The sequence below is a fragment of the Streptomyces sp. G7(2002) genome (genome assembly GCF_028870195.1).
GTDB classification, from domain to species: Bacteria; Actinomycetota; Actinomycetes; order Streptomycetales; family Streptomycetaceae; genus Streptomyces; species Streptomyces nigrescens.
This window is the reverse complement of record NZ_CP102609.1, coordinates 1,388,098-1,403,764: the sequence shown is the minus strand read 5'-3', so window position 1 is coordinate 1,403,764 and position 15,667 is coordinate 1,388,098. Positions and strand designations below refer to the sequence as shown.

The 15,667-nt window shown below is 67.7% G+C and carries 10 protein-coding genes and 2 pseudogenes; 9 read left to right on the top strand and 3 right to left on the bottom strand.

What is annotated here, in order from left to right:
- Positions 1 to 16 precede the first annotated feature (16 nt).
- The 5 genes from NUT86_RS05590 to NUT86_RS05570 all read left to right on the top strand — a co-directional run bounded on the left by NUT86_RS05590 (position 17) and on the right by NUT86_RS05570 (position 2,455).
- Complete coding sequence (locus NUT86_RS05590; protein WP_159490891.1) at positions 17 to 394, top strand: PadR family transcriptional regulator; 378 nt, start codon at positions 17 to 19, stop codon at positions 392 to 394.
- Positions 391 to 975 (top strand): hypothetical protein, encoded by a 585-nt coding sequence (locus tag NUT86_RS05585; RefSeq protein WP_159490893.1) that lies wholly within the window; start codon positions 391 to 393, stop codon positions 973 to 975. Before NUT86_RS05590 ends, NUT86_RS05585 begins: the two co-directional genes overlap by 4 nt.
- 73 nt (positions 976 to 1,048) lie before the next feature.
- Complete coding sequence (locus NUT86_RS05580) at positions 1,049 to 1,702, top strand: DUF7691 family protein (RefSeq protein ID WP_159490895.1); 654 nt, start codon at positions 1,049 to 1,051, stop codon at positions 1,700 to 1,702.
- Positions 1,703 to 1,785: 83 nt separating this feature from the next.
- Entirely contained in the window at positions 1,786 to 2,097 is a 312-nt protein-coding gene (locus tag NUT86_RS05575; RefSeq protein WP_229838783.1) for an AMP-binding enzyme, read from the top strand.
- A gap of 196 nt (positions 2,098 to 2,293) precedes the next feature.
- On the top strand, positions 2,294 to 2,455 hold the full coding sequence (locus NUT86_RS05570) for a hypothetical protein (RefSeq protein WP_159490897.1): 162 nt from the start codon (positions 2,294 to 2,296) through the stop codon (positions 2,453 to 2,455).
- Positions 2,456 to 2,512: 57 nt separating this feature from the next.
- On the opposite strand, the pseudogene NUT86_RS05565 reads toward NUT86_RS05570, so the two are convergent.
- Positions 2,513 to 3,444: pseudogene (locus NUT86_RS05565) on the bottom strand (IS5 family transposase).
- Between the two features lie 976 nt (positions 3,445 to 4,420).
- Here NUT86_RS05565 and NUT86_RS05560 point away from each other — a divergent pair.
- From NUT86_RS05560 to NUT86_RS05545, 4 genes are all read left to right on the top strand, one after another.
- Complete coding sequence (locus tag NUT86_RS05560; protein WP_274733822.1) at positions 4,421 to 6,826, top strand: LamG-like jellyroll fold domain-containing protein; 2,406 nt, start codon at positions 4,421 to 4,423, stop codon at positions 6,824 to 6,826.
- Positions 6,827 to 6,951: 125 nt separating this feature from the next.
- Complete coding sequence (locus tag NUT86_RS05555) at positions 6,952 to 9,081, top strand: LamG-like jellyroll fold domain-containing protein (protein WP_274733820.1); 2,130 nt, start codon at positions 6,952 to 6,954, stop codon at positions 9,079 to 9,081.
- A 105-nt stretch (positions 9,082 to 9,186) separates the two neighbouring features.
- Positions 9,187 to 13,068, top strand: coding sequence for a polymorphic toxin-type HINT domain-containing protein (locus NUT86_RS05550; RefSeq protein ID WP_274733818.1), 3,882 nt, complete (start codon positions 9,187 to 9,189; stop codon positions 13,066 to 13,068).
- Complete coding sequence (locus NUT86_RS05545; RefSeq protein ID WP_274733816.1) at positions 13,061 to 13,411, top strand: hypothetical protein; 351 nt, start codon at positions 13,061 to 13,063, stop codon at positions 13,409 to 13,411. Before NUT86_RS05550 ends, NUT86_RS05545 begins: the two co-directional genes overlap by 8 nt.
- Before the next feature lie 588 nt (positions 13,412 to 13,999).
- Here the strand turns inward: NUT86_RS05545 and NUT86_RS05540 are convergent.
- Both NUT86_RS05540 and NUT86_RS05535 read right to left on the bottom strand, forming a co-directional pair.
- Positions 14,000 to 14,817, bottom strand: a protein-coding gene (locus NUT86_RS05540) for an IS5 family transposase (protein ID WP_274733814.1) whose coding sequence is annotated in 2 segments (ribosomal slippage) — positions 14,000 to 14,475 and positions 14,475 to 14,817 — 819 coding nt in all. Because the reading frame shifts where the segments join, the coding sequence is not laid out codon by codon here.
- Between the two features lie 60 nt (positions 14,818 to 14,877).
- A pseudogene (locus tag NUT86_RS05535) lies at positions 14,878 to 15,596 on the bottom strand (IS5 family transposase); the annotation flags it as partial.
- Positions 15,597 to 15,667 lie beyond the last annotated feature (71 nt).

Below are 15,667 nucleotides of genomic sequence, written 5' to 3'. Positions count from 1 at the left end.
GACTATCTTGTGCCGCATGGCAAAGGGGCTGCCCGCTATCGGTGACCAGCGTCGTAGTCAGCTGCTGCGCGGAGTGCTCGATCTGTGCCTGCTGTCGCTGATCGCTGAACGGCCGTGCTATGGCTTCGAGTTCGTGGCGGCACTCGCCGACAACGGGCTCGATCTCGTGAGCGAAGGCAGTATCTATCCGTTGCTCGCCCGGCTGGAGCGAGAGGGGCTGATCTCCTCGTACCGCGCCCCGTCGGCCAGCGGTGGCGCCCCACGCAAGTACTACCGCCTGACCGAAGCGGGACATACCGAACTGGCGAGCGGCCGGGCCGTGTGGCACGCCTTCAGCGGGCGTGTGGGGCGGATCCTGACCGCCACCGAACCCACGGGGGGAAGCGCACCATGACGGACCAGCGAACCATGACGAACCAGCAGATACTCGCGGTCTGCCGCAGCAACTGGGAGTACCGGGGCATCGACGACGGATCCGTCCGGGAGATGCTCGACGAGCTCTCCGCTCATCTGGAGGACGCGGTGGCCGCAGGCCGCACGCCCCAGGACGTCGTGGGCGACGACGTCAAGGCGTTCGCCGCGTCCTGGGCGCGGGCCCGCACTCCGTTTGCCCGCCGGCTGCTGCGCACGGCGGCGATGGTCTGCTTCGTGATCGGCTGGCTGATAGTGGCCAGGTGTCTGTTCCGGTGGACCACCGAACGGGTCGTGAGCGTTGACGATGTCGCCTTCTGGGCCGTCGTCGCAGCGGTCACGGTCGCCTGGGAGCTGCGGCGCGGCAGCCTGGGGCTCGGTAGGAACCTGGCGGTCGCCCTTGTCGCCGGCTTGGCCGCAGTGCTGCTCTCCCAGTGGCTGGGCGGCGACGAGGCGCTGTTCACATTGCCACTGTGGGCGGCCCCGGTGCTGCTCCTTCCCGGACTGCCGTACGTCGTCGCTGATGCGCGCGGCAGGAGGAGCACCACGCCCAGCGTCGACTAGGACCCGCCCATCCGGTCATGCGACTATCCGACTGTTGTCTCGTTTGTCAGTGGTGACTGGCAGCATGGCGATCATGAGCCGAATCATCTCGTTCAACACCGCAGACAAAGCCGATGTCGTGGCTTTTCTCGGGGCCGCCGGGAACCTGACATCTGACCAGCAGCGCAACCTCGGCGTCATGCGAGAGCTCGCGCAGGCCCGTCAACGTGACCTCGACCACGAGGGCCTCGACTGGGGCCTGTCCATCCCGGATGCGCTCGACCACCTCATAGCCGGCCACGCCAGCTCAGACGCTGAATATGCGGCTGGCGCCTATTGCAGCGCCCTCCAGCTCATCATCGACCGCAACGGCTCTGACCCATCCGACCTGGGCGTCTACTCCAAGCCCGGCACCTTCTTCAGCCTGCTGGATGACGAACTTCGCCGCCTGGGGGTGAGCGCCGACCTCCTGCCCCACGACTACCTGTTCGCTGGGCCGCCCGACGAGATCCCCTTCTACATCCCGTATCCCGTGGACGGCCCGCACATTGGCATGTGGCCGCTGGCCAAGGCCAAGCCCGCCGCGGACGCCTACCGCACGGTCCTGGGTCAGATGGACGACGGGTTCACCTACGACACCCAACACCTCATCGAAAAGCTTGAATTCGAGCACGCCGAGTGGGAGTTCGCCACGAAGAACCTCGACTGGTACACCCAGGACACGATCTTTTTTTCCATCAAGGGCTGACGTGCCATCGTCGCCCTGGAGTGGCCCTCCCATGAAATCCGTACCGCGCCCGTGCCCTGCGGGCCCGGTCGGTGGTGCTTCGCATGGCCGACGACACCGTCGCTGTCTGGGCCACGGGCCGGTCAAGCCACGCGCTGCTGCAGCGCAAGACACACCGTTTGCTCGCGCTGCCAGGTGTGCGCAGCGCGGTAGCTCTGGGTGTGCCTGACGAGGGGCACGGGGAGGCCGTACAGATCTTCTTGGCCACGGCCGAGGGCGGTGCTGACGTCGACCCGGAGGCGGTCGGCGCCGCGGTGACCGCCGAGTTGGGCGAGTTGTACACGCCCCGGACGAATGCGGAGGCCCAGCTCCGAATCTGGGCTTCCGCCGTGATCGGGCTAGTGGGACAGACGTAGGTTCCAGCCAGCCGGGCCCTGGTCGTCGCCTGCGGGGACAAGGGTTGGGATGTAGCTCTCAGGGGCCGGGCGGCCGGCGTTCTCCCAGGCCGTGAGCCAGTCCCACAGGGCGAAAAGCGAGGGGGAGTCGGGGCTGTCGGCGAGGATCATGCCGTCCTGCTGGATAACAGCGGCGCTCTCGTTTGTGGAGTGGCCGATGGCCCACAGGTCCGGTCGGAGCCCGGTCATCGTGAGCTGGGGGTTGCCCAGGGCGGCGGCAAAGGGCCATCCCCGCGGCGGCGGGGAGCAGAAGATCGACGAGCTGCTGATCGAGGAGCGGTTCCGCAAGCGTGTCCTGCTCCACGACAGCGCCTTCTGATAGCTTCCCGGCCCTTCGTGGATGTTGGCAGACCAGGCTTAGGCACTGTTTCTCGGATCATGTTCGGAGCCAGATCATGAGGGTCGCGACCGTGACGGTTCCGAGGTAGACGTAGGCGCGTTTCTCGTAGCGGGTGGCGACGGCCCGGAAGCCCTTGAGGCGGTTGATGGCTCGCTCGACAGTGTTGCGTTTCTTGCAGCGTTCGCTGTCGAATCCGGTGGGCCGGCCGCCGTCGGAGCCGCGGTTGTGCCGGTGTCGTTGCTGGTCGAGGCGTTCGGGGATGGTGTGCCGGATTCCGCGTCGTCGCAGGTAACGGCGGTTCTTGCGGGAGGTGTAGGCCTTGTCCGCCAGGACGTGGTCGGGTCGGCTGCGTGGCCGTCCGACTCCGGTGCGGGGTACGGAAACCTGCTCCAGCACCCGCTCGAGCTGGGGGCCGTCACCGTAGTGCCCGGGTGTCAGAACGAGCGCGAGGGGTCGGCATCGTCCCTCGGCGGCGAGGTGGATTTTGGTGGTGACGCCGCCGCGGGAGCGTCCCAGGCATTCGCCGAGCTGATCACCTCCTCCAATCGGACGACCAGTTTCCGCAGCACCGGATCGACCCGGTTCGTCCCCTGCCCGGCCCCCTTTTGAGGAACCGCGGCTGGAGCCACCTTCCTCGCGCCGGCGGCGTGCTGGTGAGCCCGCACCGCGGTGGAGTCCACTGACACGTCCCAGTCGATTCGGCCCTCAGCGTCCTCGGCAGCCTGGGCACTGGACAGCAGCCTCCCCCACGTTCCGTCCGCTGACCAGCGGCGATGAAGTTTGTAAACCGTCTCCCACGGCCCGAACCGCTCGGGAAGATCCCGCCACTGCACACCCGTCCGCACCCGGTACAGCACCCCGTTAATCACCCGCCGATGATCACTCCACTGACCCCCACGCGCACCACCACGAGGCAAGAACGACTCCAGTCGATGCCACTCTGCATTCGTTAAATCCCCACGACCCATGGAACCAGCCTGACCCCAACACCCCACCCACGTCCGGAGATCCGAGAAACACTGCCTAACACAATGAGCTGTTCTCGGGTGTCAGAATCCACACCAAGCTGGCGAATCGAATCGGGCGAAACAGGCGTCACAGCCTGAACGTTGATCAGATGCCCGAACTCGGTCCGGGTCGGGGCGTTGTTGGTGTTGGCGTCCTTACCTACGGCACCCCCCGGCCCCCTGAGAGTGGAGGGGAGGCAGATCTTCCCGCTTCGGCCCTGGCCCGTTCCCCGCGGGTGTACGCACGCCCTCACGTACAGGGATCTCGTGCTCATCCTCGGGCTCACCGTCGCCCGCCACTTCCTGAAGCTCGACGCGTTCGCAGGAGCCTTTGACACCGACATCGCCCTGAACCGGCCGGTGAGCTGTGCCGCTCACCGGCCACACGGTGCGCCGCAGGCCCGTGTCTGCGGCGCACCGCTGCGTCCCGCTCAGGACCGCGAAGGCGTCCGCTGCCCATGCTGCTGGCCCCGTGATTCCGCTTCGGGGCCAGCAAACAGCCGGTAAGAATCCAGCAGGACGCGACGCGTGGCCTACACCCGCTCGAACTCCACGTCGGTGCTCTCGCAGCCGGCGGCGAGCTGGCGCAGGGCTCCGACGCGGTCGACAGTCAGCGACCAGCGGAGGCCCCCTGCCCGCACACCGCACCTGCCTTGGCCCCGATGTGCCGGTTTCGGTCATCTGGGACAGAAATTGGCCGTGATGCGCCTGTGAAGGTTGTGATGGTTGAGTGAAGATGGATTGACCTGACCATGCCGGGACCATCTCCGCAGGGCATGACTACGGAACCGCGCGCCCGATCTGCCGCGACGCGCACCGAGCCGACCGACATCTCTGATCGCATCGGCGTTCCGCATGGCTGGGTCTTTGACATTCATGTATGGGGGGAGTTCGTATGCGGTGGCGTGTTGCGCTGGGGCGGCCGATGTCAGTGACATTGGCCGCACTGACCGCGGTGACCGCCTGGGGCACAGGCCCCATGGCCGGAGTGTCGGCGGCGGCGCCCGGTGAGGGATCGGATTCTCTGGTGGAGGATTTCGCTTACCCCGACCGGGACAAGCTGCTCGCGGAGAAGGGTTTGAAGCTCGTCTCGGGAGACGGCCACATCACGCTCGTCGACTGCGCCTCCGGTGGCAGCGATCTGGTGCGGGTCAACAGCCGTACCAGCGGCGACGCGTGTTTCGCGGTCTCCGGGCCGGTGGGGTACCTGGCTCTGGAGATCAAGCGCTCCTACCTGGCCAAGTCCGACAGCCGGGAAGGCGTTACGGCGACGGTGCGGACGGAGAACCCCGCCACCAACGAGAGCAAGGTCGAGGAAGTCGCCCTCGAACCCGGTGCCTGGAAGTCGCTGGGTGAGGGGCTCGACCCCACCCTCAACTCCACCGTGCTGGAACTCAGCGTGGGGGAGGGCAAGACGCCCGTGGTGACCGGAGACTCCGCTCGCCCGTGGCTGGCCCGGGTGACCGTGGGCCGGCCCGGGCAGCAGGGGGGCAAGGGGTGCAGCGGCGCCCTCGTCGACCGGACCTGGGTTCTCACGGCGGCGAGCTGCTTCTCCGACGACCCGGCCAAGTCGGTGCCTGCGGGCGCGCCGCCGCGTGAAGCGACGGCCACTTTCGGGGGCAAGGCGCCGGTGAGGATCAACTACGTGGTGCCGCGCGACGACCGTGACGTGCTGCTGGCCCGGTTGGCCGCTCCGCTGACCGACATCGCCCCTGCCCGGATCGCGGGAAGCGCCCCCGGAGACGGGGCGGCGCTGGTCGCGGCCGGATACGGGCGCACCGGCACGGCGTGGGTGCCCGCCGGTCCGCACAACAGCAATGTGACCCGGAGCAGCGCCACGGACACCACCATGGCGCTGACGGGCGGCAAAATCTGCAAGGGCGATGCCGGGGGGCCGGTCCTCGACGGGAACGGGCGCATCACGGCGGTCCAGAGTCTCGCGGCCCACGCCGGATGCCTGGGCCAGTCCGGAGACGGCGACGGATCCACCGCTGCGCGTACTGACAACATCGTCTCGTGGCTCACGGGCAGTGCCTTCAACGGCAAGGCCGCTTTCCCGCTGGACGAGGGCGCGGGTTCGCGGCGGGTGCTGGGCGGTACGGCGCGGGAGTTCACGGCGGAGCTGGTCGGTGGAGCCGAGCCGGGGGTGGTCGGCAAGGTCGGCACTGCGCTGAAACTGAACGGCACCTCTGCTTATGCGGCCACCGCCGGGCCGGTCGTCGACACCACCAAGTCGTTTGCCGTTTCCGCTTGGGTGAAGCTCGATGCCAAGGACAAGAACCGCACGTTCGTGTCGCAGGCGGGTAATCGTGCCAGCGGCTTTCAGCTGTACTACTCCAAGAACTATGACAAGTGGGTCTTCAATCGGCACCTCGCCGACACTGATGACACCGCCATCGCTCGGTCGATCAGTACGGATGCCGCGCAGACCGGGGTTTGGACTCATCTGACCGGTGTGTATGACAGCGCTGCGAAGAAGGTCCAGCTCTTCGTCAATGGCAAGCCCCAGACGGCTGCCGACTTCACCACCCCCTGGCGGGCCGGTGGTGCCCTCCAGATCGGCCGCTTGCGGTGGCAGAACACCTGGCAGGAAAATGCGGCGGGCGCGGTCGATGAGGTTCGCACGGTGCAGTCCGTTGTGACGCAGGCCGATGCCACGGCGCTCTCCACTGGCCAGTTCCCGGCGCACTTGCAGGAATTGGCGTCCTTCGCGCTGGATGAAAGTGCGGGGGCGACCCAGGTCAGTGGAGGTATGGGTGCCGGCCCCGTCGCCACGGTGGCCGGAGGCGGCGCCCAGCTGGGCGTATCCGGCAAGGTCGGCACCGCCCTGAAGCTGAACGGCACCTCTGCTTATGCGGCCACCGCCGGGCCGGTCGTCGACACCACCAAGTCGTTTGCCGTTTCCGCTTGGGTGAAGCTCGATGCCAAGGACCAGAACCGCACGTTCGTGTCGCAGGCGGGTAATCGTGCCAGCGGCTTTCAGCTGTACTACTCCAAGAACTATGACAAGTGGGTCTTCAATCGGCACCTCGCCGACACTGATGACACCGCCATCGCTCGGTCGATCAGTACGGATGCCGCGCAGACCGGGGTTTGGACTCATCTGACCGGTGTGTATGACAGCGCTGCGAAGAAGGTCCAGCTCTTCGTCAATGGCAAGCCCCAGACGGCTGCCGACTTCACCACCCCCTGGCGGGCCGGTGGTGCCCTCCAGATCGGGCGCCTTCACTACCAGGGCACTTTCCAGGAGCACTTCGCCGGGACCATCGACAACATCCGCATCTGGGATCGGGCCATCGGCGTGGACGAGATCTTCAACGACGGGATCCAGACCGGAAGGTAGCGGTCTCCGACGTCATTCCTCACCGGGGCCTTGACCGGCGATTCGCGCCGGGCCGGGCCCCGGCTTCCGTAGGCACGGAGACGCGCTCTCCGCATGCTCCAACGCTTGATGAACAAGGATCAGAAATGAAACTCCACGGTCGATTAGTGCTGCCCTTGATGGTGACAACGGTATTGGCCACCGGTACTCCGGCGATGGCGTCGAGCGATCCGCTCGCGGCTTCACCGGCAGGGCGGACCCCCTCCGCCCGGTCGGCCGGTGTGGCCGAGGAGGCGGCATTTTCCCTGGATGAGGACGCCGGTTCGCGACGGGTGCTGGGCGGTACGGCGCGGGAGTTCACGGCGGAGCTGGTCGGTGGAGCCGAGCCGGGGGCGGTCGGCAAGGTCGGCACCTCGCTGAAACTCAACGGCACCACCGCCTACGCGGCCACTGCCGGGCCCGTCATCGACACCACCAAATCCTTCTCCGTATCGGCATGGGTGAAGCTCGACACCAAGGAACGGAACCAGACGTTCCTGTCGCAGGCGGGTAATCGCGCCAGCGGATTCCAGCTCTACTACTCGAAGGCCTACGACAAGTGGGTCTTCAATCAGCACACCGCCGACACGGACGGCCCGGACCTCGTGCGCGCCATGAGCAAGGATGCCGTGCAGCCGGACGAGTGGACCCATCTGACGGGTTCCTATGACGCGGACAAGCGCTCGCTGTCGCTGTTCGTGAACGGTCGGCTCCAACAGTCGGTGCAGGCCGCCCCCGTTTGGCGGGCCAGCGGCGGTCTGCAGATCGGCCGGCTGCGCTCGCACGGCGCCTGGAAGGAGGCCGCGGCGGGCGCGGTCGATGAGGTTCGCACGGTGCAGTCCGCTGTGACGCAGGCCGATGCCACGGCGCTCTCCACTGGCCAGTTCCCCGCGCACTTGCAGGAATTGGCGTCCTTCCCGCTGGACGAGAGCGCAGGGGCGACGCACGTCAGCGGAGGCATGGGCGCCGGCCCCGTCGCCACCCTTGCCGGAGGCGGCGCCCAGCTCGGCGTACCCGGCAAGGTCGGCACCGCGCTGAGGCTGAACGGCACCTCGTCCTATGCGGCGACCGCCGGGCCGGTCGTCGACACCACCAAGTCGTTTGCCGTTTCCGCTTGGGTGAAGCTCGATGCCAAGGACAAGAACCGCACGTTCCTGTCGCAGGCGGGTAATCGTGCCAGCGGCTTTCAGCTGTACTACTCGAAGAACTACGACAAGTGGGTCTTCAACCGGCACACCGCGGACACTGACGAGACGACCATCGCTCGGTCCATCAGCACGGATGCCGCACAGTCCGGCGTTTGGACCCATCTGACCGGCGTTTATGACGGTGCCACGAAGAAGATCCAGCTCTTCGTCAACGGCAAGCCTCAGACGGCAGCCGACTTCACCACCCCCTGGCGGGCCAACGGTGGGCTGCAGATCGGCCGCCTCCACTACCAGGGCACCTTCCAGGAACACTTCGCCGGGACCGTCGACAACATCCGCATCTGGGACGAGGCCGTCCTGGTCGGCTGCTCACGCACGAAGGCCATCGGGCACCGCGGCGCGCCGGAGATCGCCCCGGAGAACACGCTGGCTTCCCTGGAAGCCGCGGCCGATCGCGGCGCGGACTGGGTCGAGACCGATGTGCAGTTCACCAAGGACGACCGGCCGGTCATCATGCACGACGCGACCGTGGACCGGACGACGGACGGCACCGGACGGGTCGACGAGCTCACCGCCGAGGAGATATCCCGGCTGACGGTCAAGGGCGGAGGCCGGGTTCCGACGCTGGAACAGGTGCTGGCCTCGCTCAAGGACAGGCCGGCCCGGCTCCTCCTGGAGATCAAGGGACCGCAGTCGTCCGCCGCGGTCGACCGCGCCCTCGGGCTCGTCTCCGAAGCGGGCATGACCGAGCGCACGCTGCTCCAGTCCTTCGACGAGCAGGTGGTGCGGGATGCCTCCGCCTCCCCGCACCGGACGAAGGTGGCGCTGCTCCGGTCGGCCCTGGACGCCGACCCCGTGGCCACCGCACGGCAGTTCTCGCTCAGCGCGTATGCGGTCAAGTTCAGTGGCCTCTCGGCTCGCCCCGCGGCCGTGGACAAGCTCCGGGCCGCCGGCGTCGAGGTGTTCGTCTGGACGGTCGACACCGAGGCCCAGTGGCAGACCGCGACGGCATGGGGCGTCGACGGCGTCATCACCAACCGCGCCGATCACTTCGTCCAGTGGCGGAATGCGCACTGCGCCGAACGGTGACGCGGACTCCCGGCGCGCCTCGGGCCGTGCCGCCCGAGGCGCGCCGGAAGACACACCGCCTGGCTGTCCATGAGAACCGTTCACTCACTCACAAGGAGAAACGTTGTGGTAACAGGCTTACGGAGCGCCTTCGGCCGGCGCGGCGTCGTGGCGACGCTGCTGGCCCTGGCGCTGATAGCGGGCGCGGATCTGCGTCCGGCCGCGGCGGATGAGGCGCCGGCGTATGACAGATCCGACGTTCTCTGGGAATGGCAGACCGGCGGTCCCGGGGTTCGCAAGGCGGCCGAGGCCGTCCTGCTGGGGCCGGACCAGAACGTCGACACGTTCATGGAAAAGGAACTGCCGTCGGTCAGGGAAGACGACCTACGGGTTCAGGTGGCGCAGGTCATGGCCATGGGCGGGCCGGGCGTGCGGGAGGCCGCGAACAAGGCGCTGGACGGCGGCGTCCTGGAGCTGCAGGCGTTCCTGAACGGCGGACTCGTTCAACCCTATGACGACGATCTGCGTGTCGAGGTGTCGCAGATCATGGCCGCCGGTGGGCGGGGTGTGAAGGACGCGGCCGGCAAGGCGCTGGACGGCTCGGCCGAGGACTGGCGACGGTTCATCGACGACGGGCAGTTCCGGGCGCGGGAGGAGGACAACCGGGTTCAGGTCGCCCAGTTGATGACCGCGGGTGGCCCGAATGTGAAGAAGGTCGCGCAGCAGGCTCTCGACGGCTCTCCGGAGGATGTGCAGGAGTTCCTGGACGAGGGGTGGCAGGTCGCCGCCGCGCGGGATCAGGAGGCCCTGACGGTCTCGCAGTTGGCCGCACTTGCTGACCGGGCGCAGAAGAAGGCCAAGGAGCTGACCGAGGAGGCCAAGGAGGAGGCAGCCAAGGCGGAGAAGGCGACTCAGCGGGCCAAGGAGGCGGCGCAGGTCGCGGCGAAGGAGGCGGAGGCGGCCAAGTCGTCGGCGCACAAGGCGGCGGCAGCGGCGTCGCGCGCGGCGGCTGCGGCCGACCGGGCGGCGCAGGCGGCCCGTACGGCGGTGTCGGCTGCTGCTGCGGCGAACCGGGTGGCGCGGGTGGCCGCGACGGCTGCGGCGCAGGCGGCGTATGCCGCCGGCCGGGCGGGGAGCGCGGCGTCCTCGGCTCGGTCGGCTGCCGCGGCAGCGGCCGGTAATGCGTCCAAGGCCAAGGAGGCCCGGCTGGCGGCGCAGAAGGCACGCGATGCGGCGGCCGGGGCGAAGAAGGCGGCGGACGCCGCTGATCAGGCCGGTATTGCCGCGGACAACGCGGCGAAGGCGGCGGGTGCCGCGGCCAGTGCGGGCGCCAATGCGGCCGCGGCGGCCACGTCGGCCGCGGAGGCGGGGCGCTGGGCCGGTGAGGCCGGTGCGAAGGAGGCCGAGGCGAAGGCGGCGGCGGCCCGGGCCCAGCGGCTGGCGGGCCAGGCCACGCGTGCGGCCGTGGCGGCGCAGACCAATGCCCGGCAGGCCGCGGTGGCCGCGCGGCAGTCGCGCAACGCCGCCAACGACGCAGCGAAGCATGCCGAGGCCGCAGCGAAGGCGGCCGACAAGGCCGCGGACGAGGCGGGCCACGCGGTGGACGCGGCCAAGGAGTCGACGGCTGCGGCGAACGCCGCCACGAATGCCGCCAATGACGCGCAGACGGCAGCTGGCCAGGCCAGAACCGTGGCCGAACTGGCCCGCAAGGCCGACGTCGAGCGGCTGGCCGAGCAGCAGGAGGAGAACGTCCTCGCCGCCGAGGAGGCCAAGAAGGAGCACGACTCGAGCGTCGCCGCCGCCCAGTGGCAGGCCGGCCGGGGCCAGCAGTTCAACACCGCGACCCAGAAACTCCGGGAAGAGGCCACCGCGGCCTCCGACCCCCAGGTCACGGTGGCCAAGGGACGCCAGCTCGCGGTCAACCTCGCCTCCAGCGGAGGCCCATGGGTTCTTGAGGCCGCTAAGCAGGCCTTGATGGGGACCGACGCGGAAGTGGTCGAGTTCGTGCGCGCGGGGCTGACGGTGGCCACGGAACAGGATGACCGGGCCAGCGCGGGGCACATCGCCGCCACGAGCGACAACCCGGCACAGCAGGAGGCCGCTCTGGCTGTGATGGACAAACCGGCCGACCAGGTACGGGAGTTCCTGCGCACCCGGGCCTACCCGGGCAAGGAGCACGACGACCGCATCGCGGTCTCCCGGATCATGGAGGCAGGCGGCCCGGGGGTGAAGGCCGCGGCCAACAAGGCCCTGGACGGCACCTCCGCCGACCTGCACCAGTTCCTGGAGACCGGGCAGTACAAGGCCCGCGAGGAGGACGAACGGGTCGCGGTCTCCCAGGCCATGGAGGCAGGCGGCCCCGAGGTCAAGGCAGCGGCCCAGGCTGCGCTGTCGGCTCCGCCGTCCCAGCTGCACGACTTCCTCCACATCGGGCTCCACCGGGCACGGCAGCGCGACGCCAACGCCGCCGCCCACATCGCCGAGATCGACATCTTGCTGGCGGGGGCGGACCGGTCCGCGGCGCTCGCCCACAAAGACGCCGCCCAGGCACAGCGCGTCGCCGCCGACGCCCGCGACGAGTCCACGCAGGCCATCACCTGGGCGGAGAAGGCACGTGAGTCCGCCAAGAAGGCGGAGACCTACGCCAAGCAGGCCGACAAGTCCGCCGACCAGGCCGCCGAGTCGGCCAAGAGTGCGGCCGAGTCCGCCAGGGAGGCCAACAGCGCCGCGGCGTCCGCCCGCAAGGACGCGCAGGCTGCGGCCCGCTCAGCGGAGCGGGCCGAGCACTCCGCGGGCATCGCGTCCTCCTACTCCCTGCAGGCCAACTCCGCCGCCTACGAGGCGAGCGTCTCCGCTCAGGCCGCGGGGAAGGACGCCACCGCGGCAGCCAAGGCCTCGACCGAGGCCATGAAGACCGCGGCCGACCTGCTGCTCTCGGAGATGAAGAAGCAGATCCAGGACGAGCTCCTGGAGAAGAACAAACCCCTGTCCGACAGCGAGATGCGCAAGACCCTCGACAAGCGGCTGATCGAGTACCGCAGAAGCCTCCTGGGAAGCGGGGGACTGAAGCCCGGCCAGGTGATCCTGGTCTGCGCGGGCGACGGAGCGGGCGGGATGAGCTGCACGAGCAGCACCTACCTCGACCGCCTGATCGCCTGGTACGTGGGCGCGGACGAGATCGAACAGTGCCTCCAGACGAAGAAACTCTCGTGCCTCAAGGGCCTCGCACTCAGTGCTCTCAAGCTCAAGTTCCTGAAGAAGGGCAAGCCGTGCGAGAGGAACAGCTTCGTCCCCGGCACCCGCGTCCTGATGGCCGGTCACCGGAGCAAGCCGATCGAGGACATCCGCACCGGCGACCGGGTCATCGCCACGGACCCGCGGACCGGCCGCACTGCGGCGAAGCGGGTTCAGGCGACCATCACCGGCTTCGGCCGGAAGGATCTCGTGCGGGTCACCGTCACCGGCCCCGGTGCACGCTCCTCCGGCACGGTGACCGCCACAGGCAAGCACCCCTTCTGGGCGGCGGGCGGCAGGAACGCCTGGCGCGACGCCGAGCAACTCAAGCCGGGCGAAAGGCTGCTGACCGACGTCGGAAGCCAGGGACGGATCGACGCGACGACGTCGTGGACCACGCCCCGGCAGCGCGTCCACAACCTGACGGTCGCGGACCTGCACACGTACTATGTGCTGGCGGGCGCGACTCCGGTACTCGTTCACAATTTGAACAAGCGCTGTGGGACTGACGCCGATGCTTTGCAAGAGTGGGACCCGGCGACATTCGGCAGCGTTGAGGAGACTGCAAAATATCACCTGGACAAGCACGGCAAGGGGCGGACTCTTGCTGAATACACTCAGGAAGCGCGAGCTTTGTGGGATAGGGCGGATCCCAATGATCGTGTTCCCTGGAAGCTGAAAAACGGTGATCAGGGTTGGAAGATCAGGGGTGGTCTCTTTGGCGGAGAAGGGATCTACACCAAGGATGGGAAGATAGTGACCTGGCATGACTGAAACGAAACCTTTCCGTCAAGTCTATGAGGCGTTCAGGGTGCTCCCGTACCCGGACTACCCCCATGATCGAGAGCTGCAGGACTGGAATTCCCATCTCCTGACGCTTGATGGCTGGATCGCCGGGTACGCAAGTCGAATTGCAAGCGGATCCATGGCGGCTGCTGAAGTCCCGGAGGTCTCCACGCTTGTCCGTCAAGTTGGAGACCTGCGCCGAAAACTCGATGAGATCGCTTCTCGACTTGAGGAAGACAGGCAATTGGTAGAGAAATATCGGTCCTATGTGGCCGCTCTGCATAGCCTGATTTCAGAGATCGGTGCGCTGGAGAATCAGGATCATGCGTGACCCGCTGAGACGGCTCGGACGAGCTGCAATGCGAGCGGTGATTCGCAGTTGTGATGGAATGCAGTCCGTGTTCAAACTGGTCTCCGCTCAGTGGCTCCGATAGAGATTCTGGCTGTTTGACAGAAATACTGACGGCAATGCAGCCGAACGCCGGCGGCCCCCACGAGTCTTCGTGGGGGCCGCCGGCGTTCTGGTGGAGTGGGTGGGTGCTACCGGGGGGGGCAGTCCAGCCACTGCCTCTCGGCCCAGGCACCGTGAACTGCTGGAGCAGGAACTGGGAGACGAGGTGTTGCCGGGATATCCGGGCTGCCTTCACTTGCAAGATTCTGTCAAGCGCCCGGCGTCCGGGGCCAAGGATTTGCGGGGGCAGAGGCAAACCGAGCGCCCGACGAGAACTGACACCGCGCAGGACGCACCACGGGCCCCGGGATCAGCCATGACACCCCCGGAGCTCGGCTTTGTGGTGTCGCTCGATTCAACGACCTCGCGACCTCAAGGTCATGCGCTGCGGCGGCGGTTGAACCAGAGCAGGGCGAACACAAACGAGAATCTGCTGTAGACCTGGCGGCGTGAAGCTAAGACCGTGTCCTATGTGGTGAGGCGGACGTATCGCTTGTAGCAGCAGATGGCGGCGGCGAGTCCGAGAAAGGCCAGGTAGTTGCGGTGGTCGCGTTCGTAGCGGGGGCTGAGTCTGCGGTAGCCCGACAGCCACGACATGGTGCGCTCGATCACCCATCTACGCCGCCCTAACCGTTCGCTGGACTCGATGCCCTTGCGGGCGATCCGTACTCCAATCCGCTTACCACGCAGCCATTTCCGCAGGTCGGGTCTGTCATACGCCTTGTCGGCGTGCAGGCGCTCGGGTTTGAAGTAGCGGCCGCGGTGAGGGTCGTGTCTCGTTTGGTGACCCTCGACCATCGGCTTCAGCCCTTGGCTGTCGTGGGTGTTCCCCGCCGAGACGCCGACGACCAAGGGCAGTCCGTTCGCGTCCGACAGGATGTGCATCTTGGAACCCGGCTTGCCCCGGTCCACGGGGCTCGGACCTGTGAGTTCGCCCCCTTTTTGGCCCTGACGTGGGCGGAGTCCAGGACCACGCGGGAGACGTCGATCAAGCTGGCATCGTCGAGCTGGTGCAGGATCGCCTCGTGCAGCCGGCCCCACACGCCGGCCCGCGACCAGATCAGAAACCGGCGGTGGGCGGTCGACTTCGATATCCCGAAGCATGGCGGCAACGCACGCCAGGAACAGCCACTGACCAGCACGTAGATGATGGCCGCGAACACCGTTTCATCAGGCGTGTCCTGGGTCCCACCACCCTGCGACCGCACCTTCGACGGCGGGACCAACGGCTTCGCGATCTCCCACAGACCGTCCGGAACAATCCAACTCCACGTACCCCGCCCCATACACAGGCCAACGTCCGCCTCACCACATAGGACACGGCCTAAGACGTCGTTTCACTTGGTGAGGCGGCGGCATCCGGCGAGCCAGGAGACCGTCCTTTCGACGACCCAGCGGTGGCGGCCCAGCCGGGTGGAGGACTCGATGCCCTTGCGGGCGATGCGGTGACGGATGCCTTTCTTACGGAGCCATCGGCGCAGGTGGTCGTAGTCGTAGCCCTTGTCGGCATGGAGCTTGGCTGGACGCCGGCGGCGCGGTCCGCGGCGGGAGCGGATGGGCGGGATCCCGCCCACGAGTGGTTCCAGTCCGAGGCTGTCGTGCATGTTGGCGCCGGAGATGCCCAGGGACAGGGGCAGCCCGTTGCGGTCCGTGATCAGGTGGATTTTCGATCCGCTCTTGCCTCGATCGGTCGGATTCGGTCCGGTCAGTGGCCCCCTTTTGCCGCCCTGACGCTGACGGAGTCAATCGCACACCGCGACCAGTCCAACGCTCCGCGGGCGCCGAGCTCGTCGAGGATGACGCGGTGCAGCCTGGCCCACACCCGGTCCCGGCTCCACTGGGCGAAGCGCCGGTAGACGGTGGGCCAGGCCGGCCCGAACACCGGCGGCAGTTGCCGCCACGTGCAGCCCGAGGTGGCCACGAAGATGATCGCTGCCAGACAGGCGCGGTCACCGGCCCGTCGGCGGCCGCCGCCTTGCGGGCGTATGACCTCCGTCGGCGGAACCACCCGCCGGAACAGCACCCACAACTCGTCCGGCACCAACCGCTCAAACAGATCCGTCATGCACGGCTCAACGAGCGATCACACCATCAGAAACGGCGTCTTAGACCGTGTCCTATGTGGTGAGGCGGACG

Coding starts and splice junctions, on each gene's coding strand:
- NUT86_RS05590 (WP_159490891.1), top strand. CDS start 17: ATGGCAAAGGGGCTGCCCGCTATCGGTGACCAGCGTCGTAGTCAGCTG.
- NUT86_RS05585 (WP_159490893.1), top strand. CDS start 391: ATGACGGACCAGCGAACCATGACGAACCAGCAGATACTCGCGGTCTGC.
- NUT86_RS05580 (WP_159490895.1), top strand. CDS start 1,049: ATGAGCCGAATCATCTCGTTCAACACCGCAGACAAAGCCGATGTCGTG.
- NUT86_RS05575 (WP_229838783.1), top strand. CDS start 1,786: ATGGCCGACGACACCGTCGCTGTCTGGGCCACGGGCCGGTCAAGCCAC.
- NUT86_RS05570 (WP_159490897.1), top strand. CDS start 2,294: ATGGCCCACAGGTCCGGTCGGAGCCCGGTCATCGTGAGCTGGGGGTTG.
- NUT86_RS05555 (WP_274733820.1), top strand. CDS start 6,952: ATGAAACTCCACGGTCGATTAGTGCTGCCCTTGATGGTGACAACGGTA.
- NUT86_RS05545 (WP_274733816.1), top strand. CDS start 13,061: ATGACTGAAACGAAACCTTTCCGTCAAGTCTATGAGGCGTTCAGGGTG.